The sequence below is a fragment of the Marinobacter sp. AN1 genome (assembly GCF_026013985.1).
Taxonomy (GTDB): domain Bacteria; phylum Pseudomonadota; class Gammaproteobacteria; order Pseudomonadales; family Oleiphilaceae; genus Marinobacter; species Marinobacter segnicrescens.
The window spans coordinates 654,271-675,063 of sequence record NZ_CP110342.1 but is presented as its reverse complement, the minus strand read 5'-3'; the positions used below and the strand labels follow the sequence as shown (position 1 = coordinate 675,063).

18 protein-coding genes and 1 pseudogene are annotated in these 20,793 nt (G+C 55.8%); 4 read left to right on the top strand and 15 right to left on the bottom strand.

What is annotated here, in order from left to right; translation table 11 throughout:
• Nucleotides 1-15: 15 nt before the first annotated feature.
• From LJ360_RS02945 to LJ360_RS02905, 9 genes and pseudogenes are all read right to left on the bottom strand, one after another.
• Nucleotides 16-666, bottom strand: coding sequence for a methyltransferase family protein (locus tag LJ360_RS02945; RefSeq protein ID WP_260546983.1), 651 nt, complete (start codon nt 664-666; stop codon nt 16-18).
• Nucleotides 659-862, bottom strand: a complete 204-nt coding sequence (locus LJ360_RS02940; RefSeq protein WP_230715835.1) for a DUF2933 domain-containing protein — start codon at nt 860-862, stop codon at nt 659-661. Before LJ360_RS02940 ends, LJ360_RS02945 begins: the two co-directional genes overlap by 8 nt.
• Nucleotides 863-1,035: 173 nt before the next feature.
• Nucleotides 1,036-1,422, bottom strand: a complete 387-nt coding sequence (locus tag LJ360_RS02935) for a DUF302 domain-containing protein (protein WP_058089861.1) — start codon at nt 1,420-1,422, stop codon at nt 1,036-1,038.
• Nucleotides 1,423-1,449: 27 nt separating this feature from the next.
• A pseudogene (locus LJ360_RS02930) lies at nt 1,450-3,630 on the bottom strand (copper-transporting P-type ATPase); the annotation flags it as partial.
• Between the two features lie 3 nt (nt 3,631-3,633).
• Complete coding sequence (locus tag LJ360_RS02925) at nt 3,634-4,566, bottom strand: DMT family transporter (RefSeq protein WP_264995207.1); 933 nt, start codon at nt 4,564-4,566, stop codon at nt 3,634-3,636.
• Nucleotides 4,567-4,609: 43 nt separating this feature from the next.
• Nucleotides 4,610-5,260 carry a methyltransferase family protein gene (locus LJ360_RS02920; RefSeq protein WP_058091979.1) on the bottom strand — a complete coding sequence of 217 codons (651 nt, stop codon included), beginning with the start codon at nt 5,258-5,260 and terminating at the stop codon, nt 4,610-4,612.
• Nucleotides 5,253-5,474, bottom strand: a complete 222-nt coding sequence (locus LJ360_RS02915; protein ID WP_076657107.1) for a DUF2933 domain-containing protein — start codon at nt 5,472-5,474, stop codon at nt 5,253-5,255. The genes LJ360_RS02920 and LJ360_RS02915 overlap by 8 nt, the downstream gene beginning before the upstream one ends.
• A gap of 42 nt (nt 5,475-5,516) precedes the next feature.
• Nucleotides 5,517-6,419, bottom strand: coding sequence for a YncE family protein (locus tag LJ360_RS02910; protein WP_245742706.1), 903 nt, complete (start codon nt 6,417-6,419; stop codon nt 5,517-5,519).
• Between the two features lie 157 nt (nt 6,420-6,576).
• Nucleotides 6,577-7,722 (bottom strand): ISL3 family transposase, encoded by a 1,146-nt coding sequence (locus LJ360_RS02905; protein WP_264995983.1) that lies wholly within the window; start codon nt 7,720-7,722, stop codon nt 6,577-6,579.
• Here LJ360_RS02905 and LJ360_RS02900 point away from each other — a divergent pair.
• Complete coding sequence (locus LJ360_RS02900) at nt 7,630-7,893, top strand: hypothetical protein (RefSeq protein WP_264996082.1); 264 nt, start codon at nt 7,630-7,632, stop codon at nt 7,891-7,893. The two genes, LJ360_RS02905 and LJ360_RS02900, sit on opposite strands and share 93 nt — an antisense overlap.
• A 246-nt stretch (nt 7,894-8,139) precedes the next feature.
• Nucleotides 8,140-9,432: a hypothetical protein gene (locus LJ360_RS02895; RefSeq protein WP_099616092.1), complete on the top strand. Its 1,293-nt coding sequence runs from the start codon at nt 8,140-8,142 to the stop codon at nt 9,430-9,432.
• A 36-nt stretch (nt 9,433-9,468) separates the two neighbouring features.
• Here the strand turns inward: LJ360_RS02895 and LJ360_RS02890 are convergent, their stop codons facing one another.
• The 4 genes from LJ360_RS02890 to LJ360_RS02875 all read right to left on the bottom strand — a co-directional run bounded on the left by LJ360_RS02890 (nt 9,469) and on the right by LJ360_RS02875 (nt 16,328).
• Nucleotides 9,469-11,052: a BCCT family transporter gene (locus LJ360_RS02890; protein ID WP_264995206.1), complete on the bottom strand. Its 1,584-nt coding sequence runs from the start codon at nt 11,050-11,052 to the stop codon at nt 9,469-9,471.
• Between the two features lie 229 nt (nt 11,053-11,281).
• Nucleotides 11,282-12,289 (bottom strand): hydroxyacid dehydrogenase, encoded by a 1,008-nt coding sequence (locus LJ360_RS02885; RefSeq protein WP_264995205.1) that lies wholly within the window; start codon nt 12,287-12,289, stop codon nt 11,282-11,284.
• Nucleotides 12,290-12,554: 265 nt separating this feature from the next.
• Nucleotides 12,555-13,856, bottom strand: a complete 1,302-nt coding sequence (locus LJ360_RS02880; protein WP_011784498.1) for an IS1380-like element ISMaq3 family transposase — start codon at nt 13,854-13,856, stop codon at nt 12,555-12,557.
• Between the two features lie 96 nt (nt 13,857-13,952).
• Nucleotides 13,953-16,328: a copper-transporting P-type ATPase gene (locus LJ360_RS02875; RefSeq protein WP_264995204.1), complete on the bottom strand. Its 2,376-nt coding sequence runs from the start codon at nt 16,326-16,328 to the stop codon at nt 13,953-13,955.
• Nucleotides 16,329-16,627: 299 nt separating this feature from the next.
• Between LJ360_RS02875 and LJ360_RS02870 the strand changes: the two genes are divergently transcribed.
• The gene (locus LJ360_RS02870; RefSeq protein WP_248236580.1) at nt 16,628-17,668 is read left to right on the top strand and encodes a type II glyceraldehyde-3-phosphate dehydrogenase; all 1,041 of its coding nucleotides are present in this window, start codon (nt 16,628-16,630) and stop codon (nt 17,666-17,668) included.
• A gap of 2 nt (nt 17,669-17,670) precedes the next feature.
• On the top strand, nt 17,671-18,786 hold the full coding sequence (locus tag LJ360_RS02865) for a phospholipase D-like domain-containing protein (RefSeq protein ID WP_264995203.1): 1,116 nt from the start codon (nt 17,671-17,673) through the stop codon (nt 18,784-18,786).
• A 109-nt stretch (nt 18,787-18,895) separates the two neighbouring features.
• Here the strand turns inward: LJ360_RS02865 and LJ360_RS02860 are convergent, their stop codons facing one another.
• Together LJ360_RS02860 and LJ360_RS02855 are read right to left on the bottom strand one after the other, a co-directional pair.
• Nucleotides 18,896-19,282, bottom strand: coding sequence for a DUF302 domain-containing protein (locus LJ360_RS02860; protein ID WP_264995202.1), 387 nt, complete (start codon nt 19,280-19,282; stop codon nt 18,896-18,898).
• Nucleotides 19,283-19,357: 75 nt separating this feature from the next.
• Entirely contained in the window at nt 19,358-20,767 is a 1,410-nt protein-coding gene (locus LJ360_RS02855) for a hypothetical protein (RefSeq protein WP_264995201.1), read from the bottom strand.
• Nucleotides 20,768-20,793 lie beyond the last annotated feature (26 nt).

Below are 20,793 nucleotides of genomic sequence, written 5' to 3'. Positions count from 1 at the left end.
TGGCTCAGTGATCTATTAAAGTCGCTGTTTCAGATCCCGAAGGTTCGGGATAAAGCGCGGTGTGTTAGCGGCATACTGTCGCCACGTGTCTCCGAAGACCTTTTCGACCTCCTGCTCCTCATGAACGGACAACCGGGAATACATCCAGAGAAGCACCGGGAACATCGCCAACGTGAGCAGTGTCAGCCATTGGAGAAGAAACCCAAACATGATCGACACAAAGCCAACGTACTGGGGATGACGAACCCAGGCGTATAGCCCTGTCGTTGCCAGTTTGCCCTCTTTCTGGGCGGCATAGAGAGTTCGCCAGCCAGCCGCAATCAGATAGAATCCCCCGACAATGAAAGCCGTGCTCAGCAAATGAAACGGCCCGAAATGTGGAGAGCCCTGCCACCCGAACAGCATTTCCAGCAAATGCCCGCTGTTGTGGGAAAACCAGTCCACATCCGGATAGCGAGTCTGCAACCAGCCCGCCAGGAAATAGAGTGTCAACGGGAACCCGTACATTTCCGTGAACAGCGCGACGAGAAAAGCACTGAACGCCCCGAACGAGCGCCAGTCCCGCTTCGTTTGGGGTTTAAAAAAGCTGAATGCAAAAAAGATAAAGACAGCAGAGTTCAGAATAACGAGGCTCCAAAGCCCATAATCCGTCGCCTCGCTACTCACGGTCGTCGTCCTTTTGTTGGGCGTGTTGATGCGTGCCATGACCGCCATGCATAAAAATATGCATCAACGGGCAAATCAGGAGAATCAACCAGGGTAAGGCCCCGAGTATATGAACTTTATGCTCGCCCCAAAGGAGCACCAGGGCGATCACACCGAAGACAGATAAAGTGATCCAGTACCGACGATTAAATTCCATACCCATCGCTCCAATAATTGAAAGTCTTGGCTTTGGGGTCTGGCGACCTGCCAAAACACTTCTTCTTGGAGTTAATCACGGTGAGCTGAATTCAAGCTGAACGGTCTGGATACACCCTGTGTAACTTGATCGAGGTCAACTGATCACGATCTCAAACAACCGATGGCGCCGCCTCAGATACCTGCTATAACCTCGGACAGTGCCTCCCTGACCTTACCGGCAACCTGTTTCAGTTCGCTGTTTTCAATCGCCGTCATTGAAGCTACGGGATCTATCGCGCTGACTTCGATACCTTCAGACGTTTCCCGCAGAATGACATTGCACGGCAACATGGCCCCTACCCGGGGCTCTACACCAATGGCTTCCCACGCCATAGCAGGATTACACGCTCCAAGGATCCGGTACGCGGGCATTTCCTTGTCAAGCTTCTCCTTCATCGTGGCTTTGACATCAATTTCTGTCAGCACCCCGAAACCGTGATCTGTGAGGGACTGACGCGTTCTTTTGTCAACCTCGTCAAAATCAGCGTCTTCTATGATTCGATCAATCGTGTACCGCATAATCGTCTCCAACAAATCCAACGTTTATTACTTAGCGCCAAGCTTAATCACTCGCAGGCGCAGCGCATTCACGCTGACCGAAGACAGCGACATAGCCGCCGCCGCAAAAATCGGTGACAGCAGGATGCCGAAAAACGGGTATAGAACGCCGGCCGCTATCGGCACACCCGCCGAGTTATAGACAAAGGCAAAAAACAAGTTCTGCCGGATATTGCGCATGGTTGCCAGCGACAATCGACGTGCTTCCACAATGCCCATGAGATCGCCGCGCAACAGGGTAATGCCGGCGCTTTCGATGGCCACATCAGTGCCCGTGCCCATGGCTACGCCTACATCGGCGGTTGCCAGAGCCGGAGCGTCGTTCACCCCGTCACCAGCCATCACCACAACACGGCCATCATCTTTCAGGCGCTGAACGATCTTGCCCTTATCCTCCGGAAGCACTTCCGCTTCCACTTCATCGATGTGCAATTTACGGGCAACCGCCTCGGCCGACGTCCGGTTGTCGCCGGTGAGCATGACGACTCGGATGCCGTCTTTATGCAGTGCGGAAATAGCCGCTTCAGTGGTTTCTTTCACCGGATCGGCGATGGCAAGCAAACCGGCCACTTTGCCGTCTACGGCCGCGAAAATAACAGTCGCCCTATCCTGGCGGAGCTGGTCGGCTTCGCTTTCAAAGTCCGCGGTGTCCACATTTTCCGCTTCCATCAACAGCCGGTTTCCGAGCAATACCCGTCGTCCATCAATCCTACCGGTGACGCCCTTCCCATTGGGTGAATCAAAATCTTCCGCGTCCGGTAGTTTCAAGCCCATGGTCTTTGCTTTATCGAGAATGGCGTGGGCCAGCGGATGCTCACTGCCCTTTTCCAGGCCGCCGGCGAATCGCATGAGCTCATCCTCGCTGCCCCCGGCAGCTGGCACCAGTTTGGTCACCTGAGGTTTGCCTTCAGTCAGTGTGCCCGTCTTATCCACCACCACGGTGTCCACTTTCTCCATACGCTCAAGTGCTTCGGCATCGCGGATCAGCACACCGCTCTGAGCACCCCGCCCAACGCCGACCATAATCGACATGGGCGTTGCCAGCCCCAAAGCACAGGGGCAAGCAATAATCAGCACGCTCACCGCAGCAATCAGCCCGAACGCCATAGGCGGCGTGGGCCCGAAGAATGACCAGGCTATAAAGGCGATAATGGCGATCACGATCACCGCAGGCACAAAATAACCCGCCACCTTGTCGGCCAGGCCCTGAATGGGCGCGCGGCTGCGCTGGGCGCTCGCCACCATCTGCACAATCTGGGACAGCATGGTGTCACGGCCAACCTTGTCGGCCCGCATGATAAAGCTGCCCTGCTGGTTGATACTGCCGCCGATCACCTGGTCGCCGGATTTTTTGCTGACTGCCAAAGGCTCACCGGTCACCATGGATTCATCCACGTTGGAGCTGCCTTCAAGCACCTCGTCGTCCAACGGCACCTTGTCTCCCGGACGTACCCGCAAGCGGTCACCGACCTTGACCTGATCCAGCGATACATCGGACTCACCGCCATCATCGTCCAGTTTCCTGGCCGTTGCCGGCGCCAGATCTAACAGAGCCTTGATGGCCCCGGAGGTTTTCTCCCGGGCGCGCAATTCCAGCACCTGTCCAAGCAGCACCAGCACCACAATGACCGCTGCCGCCTCAAAGTACACTGCCACTGAGCCGTCGGCCTGCCGGAAAGCGCCCGGGAATACCTGGGGCGCAAGTGTGGCGACCAGGCTGTAGATCAGGGCCACGCCGGTACCAATGGCTATCAGCGTGAACATGTTCAGGTTACGGCTAACCACGGATTTCCAACCCCGGACGAAGAAGGGCCAACCGCACCAGAGCACCACAGGCGTTGCCAGCACCAGTTGAATCCAGTTGGACATCTGCGGGGCTATAATGTGATCGAGTCCGGTGAGGTGCCCACCCATCTCCAGTACCAGTACAGGCAGGGCCAGCACCAGGCCGATCCAGAATCGGCGGGTCATGTCTTTGAGTTCTTCCGAAGGCCCGTCGTCCAGGCTTACCTGCTCGGGCTCTAGGGCCATGCCGCAGATTGGGCAGTCCCCTGGCCCTTGCTGCCGAATCTCGGGGTGCATGGGACAGGTATACATAGTGCCCGGCGCTACCGGCTCTTGCTGTTTCTTTTCCCAATCGAGGTACTGCTCAGGGTCCTCGTCGAATTTCTACTATGAGCTACGGATCACCTTTGCCTGTTCCCCGACAGCGGAACCGCTTGTTGTTTTCCGAGGCGCTTTGACAACGATCACCAAGCCGACAATTGTGATTCCTATCCCGATCATCTCCAGTGATGTGAAAGTTTCGCCGAACAAAAGCATTCCGATAGCGAGACCGAAAACAGGCGTTAAAAAGGTAAACGAATTGAGGCTGTTCAAGGGCGCGCTGGCGAGCAAGGCATACCAGAGCACAACCATCATTGCCGTTGCCGGAATGGCCAGAACGAACATGGCCGTCGTAAATGACCAAGTCCAATCAATCTCGAAGCCCTCGCCCAAGCTCACGGATGCTATTCCCAGAAACACTGAACCTATGACAAGCTGAATGCCCATCGACCAATAGATATCATCACTGCCGGCCTGGTATTTAAGCAGCACGTTTCCAATGGCGGTTCCAATGGCACCACCAAGAACATAGACGGCCCCTGAAAATCTGGCGTTACCAAATTCCATCTCTGGCATCGCTAGCACCACAACACCAATAAAACCGATCAAAAGGCCTACAAACACACGCCCGGTCACAACCTCTCGGACGATAAAAAATGAAAGAACCGCCGCAAACAGCGGTTGCGCATTAGCCAGAACGGTTGCAAGTCCTGGCCCCAGTTTGCCAGCTCCTAAAAACATCCCTCCAAGCCCCATGCCCGTGTAACTGAAGCCAATTGCGGCCAGTATCAGGAGCTGGCGAAGTGAATAACTGGGCCGACCACCTTTTGTAAAAGCCAGCAGAATCAGACAGAGCCCTGCCAGCAATGCGCGTAAAGCGGCAAAAAGCAAAGGTGGCGCGTCCGGCAACCCCACCACAATAAAAGGAAAGCAGATCGCCCAAAGAAAGGCGACAAGAACCATCCCAGCGACTGCACGTATCGAAAGTGATTGGTTCACCAACGGCTCCTTTATCTACCCATCAAATGAGTAGAGCTTTTGTTCAAGCTTGCCGCCCCAATCCGCGCAATCGCGGCAAAAACCTGGGAGTGTTGTCTGCATAGTGTCTCCAGGCTTCCCCGAACGTTTCTTCGGCTTCCCGTTCCTCACTGATCGATAACCGTGAATACATCCAGAGCAAAACCGGGAACATCGCCAGGGTTAACAGAGTCGGCCACTGCAGCAGGAAGCCAAACATTATCAAGACAAAGCCGACATACTGTGGATGCCGAACATACGAATAGAGACCTGTCGTAGCCAGCTTTCGCTCTTTTTGCGCCGCGTACAAGGTTCGCCACCCGGCGGCAATCAAGTAAAAACCTCCACCAATAAACACCGTACTCAACAAGTGGAAGGGGCCGAAATGGGGAGAACCCTGCCAACCAAAAAGCATTTCAAGCAGGTGCCCGCTATCGTGGGCAAGCCAATTTACATCGGGGTATTGAGTCTGAAGCCAACCGGATAGAAAATAGAGTGTCAACGGGAACCCATACATCTCAGTGAATAATGCCACGAGAAACGCGCTGAACGCGCCGAAGGATCGCCAGTCTCGTTGGGTCTGTGGCTTAAAAAAACTGAAAGCGAAGAAAATAAAGATCACCGAGTTAAGAACCACCAGCCCCCAAAGGCCGTAGTCGGACGAAGCATCAGTCATCGCGTTGGCCTCCGTTTTTGCCTTCTGGTTGATCGTGGTGGTTGTGGCCACCGTGACTCCCATGCCCTCCGTGCATAAACATATGAATAAACGGGCATGCAAGAAGGATTAACCACGGCAGAGCACCCAGAAGGTGAACCTTATGTTCGCCCCAGAGTAAAACCAAAGCGATAACCGCAAAAATTGCCAACGTAATCTTAAAACGCTTATCCATATAGAATCCCTTTGGGAAAAGCTTATCAGTGGGGCTTACTGGCTAGTAAGCCTCAAGCGATATTTGGTGACCTATCCCGTCCAAAGAAACGTCATCGATAATTTCCAGAGAGCCCGGATCAAGCACCCAGAGCCTGGCTTCGGCCCGACTGGTGATTAATAGGCTGCCATCGACGGGAGAGACCGCCAGGTGGTAAGGGGCCGGCGCCAGAGGCATGCTGTCGCGGGTTCCGCTGGCCAGCTCGATACGGACAACTTGGTTGCCGCCCTCGCTGGTCGCATAAAGTATCTGGCCATCTGTGCTTAGTCCCACGCCGTGGGGTTGCGGCCCAACATCGTATCTTGCCAGCACCTCACCTCTGGAAAGCCCAAGGACAGCGACTTCCCCCGAGGCCCCGTCATTCACATACACCCTCTCGTTGTCAGGGGAAAGCACCATGTGCTCAGGCCCACCGCCGACGCGAAGATTACGCTTGACGAACCAGTGCCGAGTATCCACTTCGCTGACGGTCCCGTTACCAGTATTGCTGACCAGTAAAGACTGACCGTCATCGGTCGCCACTACGTAGTTTGGCGCCGGGCCCGTGGCCAGGGTTTCAACGAGCTGTCCGGACTCCAGGTCAACCACACTGATCCCACCGCCCATAGGATGAGTGGAGACAGCGAATCGACCGTCAGGGGTCACCAGCACATGGTGCACGGGCCCTGGCACCTCTACAGTGCGAGTAATCGCGCTCTTGGCGGTATCCACAACGTAGATCCGGCCGGTATTGGCGTCTTCCGGAGCCGCGGTAGCTTCACCACCGTGGTGGGCCGCGTGCTCGTCCTCCGTCACGCCCTCCGGGCGACTGATCGGCTCTTCGCTGTCGTGCGCGGTCAGACTGCCAGCAACCAGATAGTGACCATCCGGAGTCAGGGCCGAGCCATGGGTGTTGATTGTCCCCATAATCGACGGCATTACCTGACGACTTCTCAGATCAATAATGCCAACAGAATCAGCTGTCCCCATGGGTACAAACGCTCGACGGCCATCTGCAATTGCAATAGTCGATAAACCTATCAAAGCGATGATCGCGAATCCGGTAAACCACCCTTTTTTTGGTTCATCGCGCTTTACCGGGAAACGCTGCTTTTATCTTTAAGAAGAAGTAGCCGTTATCCCGGTAGCCATACGCCATCCTCTTGATCACCTTGATCTTGTTGTTCATGCCTTCCAGGACGCTGGTGTTCAGGCGGTAGGTCGCACTGGCAACGATCCCCTCTACGTAGCCTTTAAGGCGCCGAGCAAACTGCTGCACGGGCGCCAGCCCACTGCTCATGGCCAACTCCAACCATTCGTTCCAGCGCCGTCTGGCCTCGGCTTCAGACGGGGCATACCACAGTTCTTTGAGTTGGTCTTTCAGCAGGTAAACGGTCATCAAGGGCTGGTTGGCTTGCAGCAACTCTTCCAGCTTCACAGCCTGTTCGGCCTTGAGGTTGCCTCGGTTCCTCAACAGCAACCAGCGACTTCGTTTAACCACCTTGCGCGCCGGTCTGTCATGACGTAGCTGGTTCGCCTGATCAACCCTGACACGGTCGATCACTTCCCGACCGAACTTGGCCACGACATGGAACAGGTCGTAAACAACACGGGCCTGTACGCAGTGGTGCTGGACTTCCAGGTCCATAGCCGTGTTCATGTCCATGGCGACCGCTTCGACCTGGGCGCAAGCTTCCGGCCCCAGCCATTCAAAGAAGGGCCGTATAGCCTGTCGGCTATTACCTTCACCAACCCATAGAACCTGCTGAGTGTCGGCATTGATCACAACGGTGGCGTAACGGTGGCCCTTGAACAGGGCAAATTCGTCCATGATCAGGCGATGTATCTGGCTGCGGTCTGGTTCGATAACCTCACGGGCAAGCCGATGTTGATCAATGGCTTTGACCGTATGCCAATGCAACCCCAACAGTTGAGCCACATGCTGCACCGGCATCAAGCGGACCAGGGATTCGACCCAGTTGACCATGCCGGCTGTCAGGCGCTGTCGACCGGCCAGCCATCGAATCTCTTCCAACTTGGGGCCACAGGTCGCACAGCGAACACGCCGCACAGGAACCTCCAGCCAGACGCGGTACTGGAACAGGTCACGCTCCCTCACCCGGCGAATAGTCGTGTCATGGATGGCAAGGCAGTGCTGATGGCAACCACTGCAACATGGTTGGTAATCATCCGCAGGATGCAGTCGGATCAGCAGGGACTGAGGAGCAATCTGGGCATAGGAGTCAATCGTGAATCCTTCCCAGAACAGGGCAAGAGGATTAGCATGCATAGTGACGGCGGTGAGTCGATTGGCTTTGTTGTTTTGGCGAACTCAAAACTAACCGGTTTTACCGCCGTCTCCTACTTTTTCACGGTTATCTGCGAAGAACCTTTTTTTTGATCTATATTTCATAGTTCTGCCGCCTGAATCATCGTGTAGTACCAGTCTGCTACCTATCGGGAGAGTCTAAGATGGGTAGAGAGAGCCAACTTACCTAGCGATAGTTCAACACGCGGAACTGAAACAGACCTGAAAACAGATCTGAAGTATGAATCTATTTGACGTAGATCACACATGGGAGATAGGTTTTTTTGAATTTCAAGTATGCGATTACAATCAGTGAAACTCTCGACCAACGGACTCCTGATGCCCGAACCTATCCACAAAAACCAACGATTAGCCGACAGTCGAGCCTACAAGCTCAATCGCCATTGCTACTGCATCACTCTCGACCGTAAAGCGCTCAACAAGAGCCTCAGAAGCATTCTTATCGATGCTGGAAGTGGACCGTCAGAGTTCGCCGAGTTCGACCAGCTTTTTTCAAACACACCGATTTTTGTTCCCAGATCCGACATAGCTGCGATGGAAAGGATCGTCCAAGCGATCGAATCGGCCACCGAACTTCCGTCGTTTCGTGAACGAGTTCTGTCCTGGGCACCAAAAATCGCACAGTTCAATCCGGGCCCCATTGGGGCATTCATGGGTTACGACTTTCACCTGGGTCCCGACGGCCCCCGGCTGATAGAGATCAACACCAATGCCGGAGGTGCCTTCCTGAACGTTGTGCTGGCGAGAGCCCAGCATCGCTGCTGTAACCCATCTCAACAGACCGCAGTAACCCGTAGCGAGCTCGACGGATTCGAGGATGCAGTGTTGACGATGTTCAAACAGGAGTGGCAAAGACAGCATGCCACTTCGGTACCCAACTGCCTGGCGATAGTTGATGATGCCCCGAAGACCCAGTTTATGTTTCCCGAATTCCAGTTGGCCCAACAACTTTTCCAGACCAAAGGAATTGAGGCGTTGATACTCGATCCCTCAGAGCTTGTGTATGCCGATGGGCGACTGACAGCCCGTGGTAAGCCCATTTGTATGGTTTACAACAGGCTGGTGGACTTTTCACTGGACGCCACGGCTCATGCGGCATTAAGACGTGCGTATCTGGACGGCGCCGTGGTTGTAACTCCCAACCCCCGAGCTCATGCCATTCTGGCCGATAAGCGAAACCTGACCTTGTTGTCAGCCCCGCAGACTCTACTCGACTGGGGACTGAGCTTAGCGGATGCGGGCTGCCTGGAAGACGCCGTGCCGAAGACCCGGCTGGTTTCGAGTGAAGATGCTGCGGCGTTGTGGAGCGCTCGGCGCCAATTGTTTTTTAAGCCGGTTGCAGGTCACGGCAGCAAGGGTGTCTACCGGGGCGACAAGATGACCCGGCGTGTTTTCGAAAACATTCTGGATGGCGGCTATATCGCACAAGATCTCGTCCCCGCTGGAGAACGAACTCTACGAATTGACGATGCGGTGACCACCAGAAAGGTCGACATTCGCCTGTATACCTACGCCGGCAAAAGTCTGCTGGTTGCCGCGAGGATATATCAGGGCCAGACAACCAACTTTCGCACGCCAGGAGGCGGGTTTGCACCGGTCTTCCAAGTGTGACTATTCACACTACGGGCAGATACTGCCAGGTGATGTTCATGCTTGATCTGCTCCTGTCCATGGCTCAGCAGCCCGATGTTGCTTACAACCTTCTCTGGGTGCTACCAGGGGCTCATGATGCAGCGCCTTCAACAGGCCGGCAGTCATAGCAACAATAACCAGTGAGAACGGCAAAGCCGCAAGTATGACCGCATCCTGAAGGACGGCAATCCCTCCAGCCACCAGCAGCACAGCTGTCAGCACCCCATTGGCAATGGCCCAACCGGCTCTTGACGCTTTCGGAGGCTCAAGTTTTCCTCCCGACAAAATGATATTGACGACCAATGCGCCCGAGTCCGCAGACGTTATAAAGTAGATGCCGATGAGGAGGGTTGCGACCAGACCCATGACAAATTTAAGTGACTCAGGAGCTCCCAGATGCTCGATGGTGGCAAAGAGTGCATAGGCGATGTCTTTGTTGACCGCGTCAACGATCCCGCCGCCACTAAAGAGTTCGCTGTGGAGCGCAGCCCCCCCCATCACCGCGATCCAAACGAAGGTCACCAGCGTTGGTAAAAGAAGAACTCCGAAAACAAACTCTCTCAAGGTGCGCCCGCGGGATATCCGGGCGATAAACAGCCCGACAAAAGGTGACCACGCTAACCACCAGCCCCAGAAAAACACCGTCCAGGTCGATTGCCAGTTCCCCGGTTCATTGGCGCCAACATAGAATGTCATAACTAACAGGTTATCGAGGTAACCGCCAATTTCCTGCACCAACAACCCTGCCATGTAATCAAAGGGGCCAATAATCATAAAGGCGGCGAGTAAAATCAGCGTTAGCCAAAGATTTACCTCACTCAATATTTTCACGCCCCGCCTGACCCCAGAAACCACCGAAATCGTCGCGATTACAGTAACCACGGCGACCACCGACAGCTCCACCCAAAGAGACGCCTCCACGGAGAAAAGCCACTTGAGCCCCGTGCCAGTCTGACGGGCTCCCAGCCCCAGCGTCGTCGCCAGACCAAATACAGTCGCAAAAACAGCGAGCGCGTCAACGACGTGCCCCCAAAAGCCAAAGATTCTTTCACCAATAAACGGGTACAGCGCTGATCGAGGCGCGAGCGGGAGATCATGGCGATAGCTGAAGTATCCGAATGCAATCGCGACCAACGCAAAAATAGCCCATCCGTTCAGCCCCCAGTGGAAAAACGACAATTGAATTGCAGTAGACGCAGCGGAGGGAGTAAAGCCCTCCGAAGTAAAAGGGTTACCCTGAAAGTGCATGATTGGCTCGGCGATGCTCCAGAACAGCAGCCCCACACCCGTGCCGGCCGCAAACAGCATCGCCAACCAGGGAAAAAGCCGGTATTCCGGTTGTTCGTAGTCTTTACCAAGGCGCACGTTCTTGTAACGCCCCAGCCCTAGCCAAATAACAAATGCCGTCAGAAACGCAACCAGTGCCACATACCACCAGCGCAGCAGACCATCCACGTACGAGGAAACATAATCAAGCGCATACGCAAACTCAGACTGCCAGATCAGCGCGCCAGCGAGGGTCAAACCAATGGCGCCAATGCTGAATAGTGACGGCAAGATGGGTTGTTGGAGATGGCTATTGCCTTTTTCGTTCCACATGATGATTAGCCTTTTATTATGTCCTGGTCTGCCAATAGCGATGCTCGTATAAATTACGAAAAATGCTGCAGTTATTATCTGAATTCACGACCCCAGGGGAGCGGTACCAAGGCTCATCCTCAGCATCTTCTTATTGCAGGTAACAACAAGAACCAATCCCGACAGCAGCACCAACAACACACCCCAGATCAAATAGGTATAGAGCATCGGCATAAAAAATCATCCTGGCTCAGTGTTTGTTCACAAGATTGCGGGGTGCACCCTCAATGAAGCCAACAATGTTTTCGCCGGTGGTCGTGAGGATTCTTTCGACAGCCTCTTTCGTATTGAACGCACTGTGCGGGGTGACGATGACGTTTCTCATGTGCTGAAGAACATGGTTGGCGAACAGCGTTTCCAGATCATGTTTCTTGTCAAAAAAGGAGCGGATCAATTCCGCCTCCTCCCTGATGGAGGGCTCATCCGGCAGTACATCAAGACCGGCAGCCGACACTTTCCCATCCGCCAGCGCGTACAGCAAAGCCTGGGTATCAACAACGGAGCCGCGAGCGGTATTAATCAGGACAACCCCGCGCTTCATCCGCGCGAACTCCCTGTCCGACAGAAGATGCTTGGCCGATTTGCTGCCAGGAACGTGCAGCGTCACAACATCGGACTGCTCAAGAAGACCATCCAAATCGACGTAAGACACGTTATATCGGTCCGCGAATACGTAATCCGGCTTGGGATCGCAGGCAAGAACGTTCAGACGAAACCCTTGCGCGATTTCCACAACACGCTTACCGATAGCACCGGTACCGATCACTCCAAGGGTTTTGCCTTGCAGATCGAATCCCTGCAGGCCTTTCTGCGAAAAATCCCCCTTGCGAGTGCGATTGATCGCCTCTGGAATCTTGTGGCTAATGGCAAGGAGCAGCGCAAAAACATGCTCCGCAACAGTCTGGTCACCGTAGACGGGCACATTGCTGACTGGAATCGCATTTCTGGTGCAATACTCCAAATCGATATGGTCGTATCCCGTCGACCGGGTAGCGACAAATTTCAGATGCTCAAAGCACTCAAGTACCGAACGATCCAGGGCTGAATGAACGAAGGGTGAGATGATATCGGCGTCCCTGTATAACCCAACGTTGTCTATTCCGAGTTCCTCGTCCGTGAAGACAACCTCATGATTGCAGCAGGCATGCTGCAAAATATCGCACTCCCACTTCTCTGCCTCAAAGAACACAATTTTCATTAGCTTTCCCTGGCCAAACTCATTTTTACTCCGACCTCAGCACTGAGAGCCACAGGATAGGGCTACCAGTGAGAGGTCATCGATATGGTCGTTTCGCGCCTAGCCCGGATTTCTCATAGTGCTCCAACAACCTTCGCAGACCAAGCCTGGTAGTGCCAGATCCGAGTGGTCATGGTCGAAGTTGGCGATTATTTAGCCAGTTTCCGGCATTCAGGCACAACTCCCCCTTTCCCCCATTGGTATCGGGCCGGGGGAGCCCGATTATCTACTGGGGCACCAAGCGCTGAACCAGTGCTGAGAGATCGTTCTTGTGTGGATAGCTATCACTCATCAACACCCGTATTCGGCGGGTGTTGCGGATGATGACTGCGCCAACCTTGATCAGCTTCAAGCGCAAGGTGCCGGCACTCATACGTTCGAAGGGCGTGTTTTTCAGATGCACCCGCAAACGCTCGAACAGGGTGTAGGCGAAGCCGGATAAGATCAGCCGCCACTGGTTGGTCCACCAGTGTGTGCTGGAGGTGCGACCGGCAAACAGATCCAGTTGTTGATCCTTGATCCGGTTCTCCATATCACCCCGTGCGCAATACTGTTCGTAGTAGAGCTTGAATCCGTCATCGTAGCGGGAGCTGATAACGAACCGGGGGTTCGGGCCTTGAGGGCCATATTCCAGGCGCGCAACCACCCAGCGTGGCTTATGCCAGCTTCGGGCTTTGTAGCGGAAGCGGAAGGTGCTGGCGAGCTTATGGCCATGAGCCTCGTAGTAGGTCCGGACTTTGTCCATGGCTGGGGCGGCAAGCGCCTCCAGCCGCTGGTTGCGGGCCATGCCTACGATGTAATCCACCTGGTTGCGATCGCACCAGGCCAGCAGTCGGGGCTTGCTGAAGTGGGAGTCGCCCCGGAACACGATCCGGGTCTGTGGCCAATACTCGCGAATAAATCGCACCAGCAGCGCCAGAATGGCCCAGCTGTGCCGGGCATCACCTCGATTGCTGGTGCGCAGATAGCTCACCAGCAAGTGCCTACCGCAGAAGACGTAAAGCGGGAAGTAGCAGTGATGGTCGTAATACCGGTTAAAGAACTTACCCGGCTGGTCGCCGTGCACCGGAATATCGGTGCCGTCAAAATCCAGCACGATTTCCTTGGGCGGCTTCTCATGCTGCTCGATAAAGTGGTGCCAGAGCAACTCATGCGCTTTGACAATGGTTTGCCGATCCATCGCCTGCTCCATTCGACAAAGCGTGGACTTGCCGGCCAGAGTCGAGGCATTCCCCGTGGCGGTTTGTAGTGCCTGATCAAAGCGAAGCGCTTCATGATCATTCAGATCTTCGTAGCCACCGGCCACACCGTAGACCCGTTGCCGGACCAGGGACTTGAGCTCATGACGAATCATCCGGGGATCCCGCTGGTCGGTCAGAGTCTCGGCCAGCCGTTGGGTTAACCGGTGTTGTTTGTCGACTTCGCGCAGTAACAGCAAGCCGGCATCGGAGGTGATATGGCCTCCGGAGAAGTCGGTTTCAATCTGGCGGCGGGAAAGTGGCGAGAAGGTCAGTTTTTGAGGTACCATTTTGGATAGCGGTTGTTGGTGTTGATTGATGGTGTAAGGTCCTGAAATTTTAACACTTTCAGCCGCTTTCTTTTATCCCCTCATGAGAAATTCGGGCTAGACTTTCTCTCGACGCAAACGCAGGGAGTTCATTACCACCGACAATGAGGACGCGCTCATTGCAAAAGCGGCAAAGATAGGTCCTATCAGGATGCCAAAGAATGGGTAGAGCACACCAGCAGCCACCGGCACACCCGCACCGTTGTAGACCAAGGCAAAAAACAGGTTCTGCTTGATATTTCGCATCGTCGCCTGGGACAACCGTCTGGCGCGGACAATGCCATCGAGGTTACCCTTAACCAAGGTAAAGCCCGCGCTCTCAATGGCGACATCCGCGCCGGTTCCCATTGCAATACCAACATCGGCCTGGGCCAGGGCGGGTGCGTCATTCACGCCGTCCCCCGCCATCGCTACCTTGCGCCCCTGGCTCTGAAGTTCGCGAATGATGCTGGCCTTGTCCTCTGGCAGCACATCGGCACGAATCTCATCGATACCGAGTTTACCCGCCACCGCCTTTGCCGTGCGCTCATTGTCGCCAGTTGCCATAATTATGCGGAAGCCAGCGGCGTGGAGGGCCTTGAGCGCAGCGGGTGTCGTTTCCTTGACCGGGTCGGCTACGCTGACAAGGCCTGCAACGGCGCCGTTAAGCACCACAAACATGACCGTTTCGCCTTCATCGCGTCTGCTATTGGCAACCTCCATCAGATGGCCACCGTCCAAGCCCAGCTCTTCCAGTAGTTTGGCATTGCCCAAAGCCACTGACTTGCCATCCACAACACCCTTGACCCCCTTGCCTGTAACGGCTTCAAAGTCATCGGCCTTTCCAAGCATCACGTTACGTGCCTCGGCGCCTGAAACGATGGCTTCAGCGAGCGGATGCTCTGACCCTTTCTCCAGTGTGGCCGCAAGCCTGAGGACCTCGGTCTCGTCATGACCCGATTCCGGCAGCACCGCCACTAGTCTGGGCTTGCCTTCCGTCAAGGTACCGGTTTTATCCACAATCAAGGTATCCACCTTGGCAAAACGCTCCAGCGCTTCGGCGTTCTTAATCAGCACACCTAACTGGGCACCGCGCCCCGTAGCCGTCATGATCGACATAGGCGTAGCCAACCCCAATGCGCAAGGGCAAGCGATGATAAGCACCGCAACCGCAGACACGAGCGCATACGACAAAGCTGGTACCGGCCCCCAGATGGCCCACGCCACAAAGGACAGGGCCGCCACGGCAATAACCGCTGGTACGAACTTGCCGGCCACCATATCGGCAAACTTCTGGATAGGCGCGCGGCTGCGCTGGGCATTGGCAACCATCTCGACGATTTGACTGAGCGTAGTATCCGCGCCAACCCGGGTCGCCTCCATAACAAGGCTTCCGGTACCGTTGATGGTGGCCCCGGTTACTTTGTCTCCCTCCACTTTCTCTACCGGAACCGGCTCCCCCGAAATCATAGATTCATCAACGGAAGACCGGCCTTCAACAACAACACCATCCACCGGCACCTTGTCACCAGGCCGCACCCGCAGGTGATCACCGACCTTCACATCCTCCAGAGCAACCTCTGTTTCGGTTCCATCGGGCCGGATCAGGCGCGCCGTTTTGGCGGCCATATCCAGCAACGCACGTATGGCTTTACCGGTGCCCTCACGGGCCCTCAGTTCCATCACCTGGCCCAGCAGGACCAGCGTGACGATAACGGCTGCCGCCTCAAAATAAACGCCGACGTTTCCTCCAGAATCCCGGAAGCCTTCCGGGAAGATCCCTGGCACAAGGACCGCTACGATGCTGAAGATATAGGCCGCCCCAACTCCCATGCCGATCAGGCTGAACATATTCAGGTTCATTGTCCGAAACGAGATGTAACCGCGAGCAAAGAAGGGCCAGCCGGACCATAGGATTACAGGAGTAGCAAGCACCAGTTCAATCCAGAGTGACAAACGCTCACCGAAGAAGTCGCGAACCGCCATGACACCGATATAGGGAGTCATGGTCAAAATCAGCAAGGGCACTGAAAATGCCAGGGCAACCCAGAGCCGATGAGAAAAGTCCACCAACTCCGGGTTGGGCCCCTCATCTTCCGCGGTGGCCGATTCCTGCTCCAGTCCCATACCGCACAGAGGACATGCCCCGGGCTTTGTCTGTCGGACTTGAGGGTGCATGGGACAAGTGTAAACCACCCCCGAATACCCGGGTGGTACACGGTCATATGTTCGATCGTCGCCTGACGGTTTTTCATGATCTCCAGAACAATGGTGAGAGTGATCTGAATGAGAACTCACTTTATTGTTTTCCAGAGGCACAAGGTGCATCCCGCATTTCGGGCAATTCCCAGGCTCATCAGATATGACCTCCGGATGCATCGGGCAGGTATACTGGCCCTCCGACTCCTTCCCAGCACTATCTTTGATAGCAGAACTATTTTCTTTGGCAGACATCTTCCGATCATCCTTTCGATGGTTTCATACCATTCGAGCCTCTCAAGGTTCGACCTGGTCATAAGCAATGTAGTTGCCCTCTACTGCACCCCATTCCACTACACCCGGCTGAACTGAACCTGAAAAGCACTTCTGCGCTTTGCATTTTTTTGATCACCATCAACTTTTCGGTAAAGCCATTGCCCTGAGGTACACGTCAAACCGGACTTTCAGCTGAAATTCAGTCTTTGTCTATAATCTGGTCACTTAAGCAACATAACAGTTCGCTCGCCCCTTTTCAGAAGCTGGAGATACAAAAGATGGTCGGTCAGAGAATTATTCGCGTCGCGGTCAACGGTTATGGCGTTATCGGCAAACGGGTAGCGCAAGCCGTTGCGGTACAAAAAGACATGGCTGTGGCTGGCGTAGCTGATGTCGCGCAGGACTGGCGAGTGAGGGCCGCGCTGAGTAGAGGGTATGCCCTGTACGGCGCGACTGAAGAGCACGCCGTTGCCATGGGCGCAGCCGGGCTTGATGTTTCCGGCACACTGGATGACTTACTTGAAGCCGCGGACATCGTGGTGGACTGTACACCGAAACACCTGGCCAGCAAGAATATCGAAACCTACCGGCGGCTCGGTATCAGGTTCATCGTTCATGGCGGCGAGAAACATCAAAGCACGGGCCATTCATTCGTTGCCGAGGCCAACTACGCCAGCGCTGTCGGCCGTGACTGCACACGCGTCGTATCGTGCAACACGACGTCGATCATTCGTACCCTGTCAGCGCTCAAACGCCACGGCTTGCTGGACCGGGCACGGGGAACCCTTCTGCGCCGGGCCACCGATCCCTGGGAGAGCCACCAGGGCGGGATCATGAATACCGTCGTGCCAGAGCCGGAGATTCCCAGTCACCAGGGCCCGGACGCCCAAAGTGTCGACCCGGACCTGGATGTGGTAACCATGGCGGTCAAGGTTCCGGAGACACTGGCCCACCTGCACTACTGGTCCGTTCAACTGACACGTGAGGCGAGTAAGGACGAAGTGCTCGATGCGTTCCGCACCTCCTCCCGCATTGTTTTCCTCCGGAACAGCGACGGGCTAAGCGCGATCAACAGTGTCAAGGAGTTGATGGCCGACCTTGGCCGACCTCACGACAGCCTGTATGAAGTCGCGCTTTGGGAAGACATGCTCAAAGTGCAGGGCAAAGAGCTGTTTTATGCCTATATGGTCGACAACCAGGCGATTGTTGTTCCGGAAACCATCGATGCCATACGCGCACTGACCGGGGCCGAACACGATGCGGAAACGTCGATCAGAAACACCAATGACAGCCTGGGTATCGGCTCTGTTGGCTTATAGATATGAACGGCAACCCCGGCGACGCCGCCTGTGAACCCGAGGACGGGGCCGTGAAGGATGTGTTCAGGCTGTTCGGTGAGGGAGACGAACTCTATGCGGAGATGATTCGCTCGGTCCGTGCTGCCACCCAGCGTATCTTTCTTGCTTCGTATATCCTGGCGGCGGACGAGGTGGGGACTGAACTGCTTGATGAACTGATGAAGCAGTCCCGCCACGGCCTCGACGTGCGCATTCACGTTGATGCGCTGGGCTCAAGCAGCGTTCTTACCCGAAAGCACCGACGCCAGCTCAGAGCCGCCGGCATCCGTCTTCAGCGCTTTCACCGCTGGAGTTGGCGGCAACCGATGCGTTACAACCGTCGCGACCATCGCAAGCTGCTGGTCATTGACGGCAAAACAGCGTACCTCGGCGGCTTCAACATTCATCGCGAGGGTTCAAGGCGCTTCTACGGCCCCCAGCGATGGCGCGATATGCATGTCTGCATCAACGGGCCCCTGGCCACAGTATCTGACACTCTGTTCAACGCCTTCTGGTGTGGTGACACGCAATGGAACCCAGACAGTCACACCGTCGGCGACAGCCGGATCATTCCCAATACAACACGAACCTGTCGCATCCAGCTACGGTGTGCCATCAAAGACCGGTTGGCCAGAGCGTCAGACAGAATCTGGTTGGCGACGCCCTATTTCGTACCGGATCGTGGATTACGCAAACAGCTTGCTCTCGCGGCCCGCCGGGGGGTCGATGTGCGGATTCTGACCACCGAAAAGACCGACTCGACCCCCGCACAATGGGCTGCCCGCGCCATTTACGGAGAACTACTGGAACACGGCGTTCGCATATTCGAGTACACGCCCCGGCTGTTGCATTCCAAAGTACTACTCGTTGACGAAGCCTGGGGCAGCATAGGAACCGCAAACTTCGACTACCGAAGTTTGTTTATTAACTATGAACTGACGCTGATTTCCACAAACGAAGCCTTGAATGGCCAGCTAAGAAACGAGTTCAAAACTGACCTGCAGGATGCCAGTGAAATCACTGGCATCCCCCGGAAACACCGGGGCTTCATAAAAGGCGTGTATCACACGCTTGGCCTGTTGTTACGCAAGTGGCTTTGACGTGGGCCGACTTAGATCGGGGCTCAACTTGCTTGGTATGCCGAACCAAAGTTTTAGCCAACCGGCGCGTCAATGATTAAAGAGACAGCGAGTGGTTTGGCTGGTCAAATCAAACCGCCGTGATAACCGCCGACAGCTTATCTCTCACCTCACCCGCAATTTGCTTGAGTTGCTCATTATCGATCGCAGTCATGGATAACACTGGATCAACCGCACTGACTTCTATGCCCTCCAGGGTTTCGCGCAGGATAACATTGCACGGCAACATAGCGCCTACCCGAGGTTCCACGCCAATTGCTTCCCAAGCCAAGGCTGGATTGCAGGCACCGAGAATTCGGTAGGCGAGCATGTCCTTGTCCAGTTTCTTTTTCATGGTGGCCTTAACATCAATTTCTGTCAGAACCCCGAAACCCTGATCGGCCAGGGCCTTGCGGGTTCGCTCATCCACTGTCTCGAAATCCACATTCTGAATTACGCGATTCATTGTGTAAGACATATACATTTCCTTTTCTTTGGGTAAACCGAGTGAGGCCTATAGTAGCCAGCCCTTCAATATCAACACCTAACCTTTTCAGAACCCATAGCGTACCCCCAGATACAGGTTATTGTTGTCCTCAAACTGACCGAAGAAGGTTTCCTCCTGGGCGCCGAAAAACAGGTTTCCGCCGGCTTCAACAGAGAGATGGTCATCAACCTGATAGCCCACCCGGGGGCGCAGGTACGCGTCCCGGTCCGAGGGCGAGTAGAACAGGAACAACGACCACGCCAGATTCTGGCTGTGTGTCAGCCAGGTAAGCCGCTGGGTGAGGACGTGGCGATTCTCGTCCCGCACCGGGGCACCCGGGGGCAAGGCCCGCCGGTAGGCCTCAAACTCGCCCATGCGCTCAAGGTAGTATTGCAGGCCCAGGGTCAGGTTACGGGCAATTTCCTGCTCATAGCCGAGCAGCAGGCGCAGCTCGCTGTTGCGTACTGTGGGATCGTCGCCATCGCGGTCTGCGCGGGAATCGTAATAGCCCAGCTCGACGTTGCCGATGCCGGCCCCCACCGGCCCGCGCAGGCTGGCGCCGAGCACCGACAGCGGAGGAAACCTGGCCCGACCGCTGGCCGGATCAGCCCCGGCCGGGCTCTTCCAGAAGCCGTCGTAGCCGTAGAGCGCGACCTCGTAGGCGCCAAGGTTACGGTACAGCCGGGCGGCCCACTCGTCGTCTTCGAACGCGTCCGCCGGGCGGCCCGCCAGTACAACCGCATTGCGCCCGGTCAGCCGCCCTTGCCCTGTGTTGAAGAAAGAGAGACGGCGACCGTCGATGAAGCGATCCGCGTCAAACCGGGGGGTGTAGACAAGGTCAAGATTGGCCCAGCTGGAAAAAGCCGAAACCTTCAGCGCGTCCGAGGGCGCCTTGAGGTACTCCACATCGCGGCCGATAAAAAACGAGACCCAGTCCTTGGGAAACAGATCGTTGATGAACACCAGGTCGCCGGTTCCCCAGGTGAGTATCTGGCGCCCCAGCTTGACATCGGTATCCGCGCTCGGCGAAAACACCAGGCTGGCCTCGCGCAGGTCGAAGGCGCCCTCACCCGATTCCAGGTCGACCGACCGATCATCGTCCAGGTCGTCATAGAGAAAATCGCCGGTAAGGCGCAACGTTGCTCCCCGGAAATACTTCTCCGCCTCGAGCTGCAACCGGGTTTCGGCGATGGACAGATCGCGCTGGCGGGGATCATCGCCCAGCCGGGTTCCGCCGCGGGCCTCCCAGAAGCCGCGCAGACGAAATGGCAGCGCCGCCGCAGCCGGTCGGTCGGTGGTCTGTTCTGCCCCGGCCTCACCCCCGAGGCCTGCCGGAAGGGCCGGTTCCTCGGTATCGCTGGCGGGCGCACCCAGCCCCTCCGGCAGCTCGGGCGCGGCCGCCCATAGCGCCCCGGGCGCCACACCGAGACCGATACCCGCCAGCAACATGCCCCAGAGCAGGCTTCTGGTGTTCATCCACGCCCTCCTGCTCTCAGTGCACC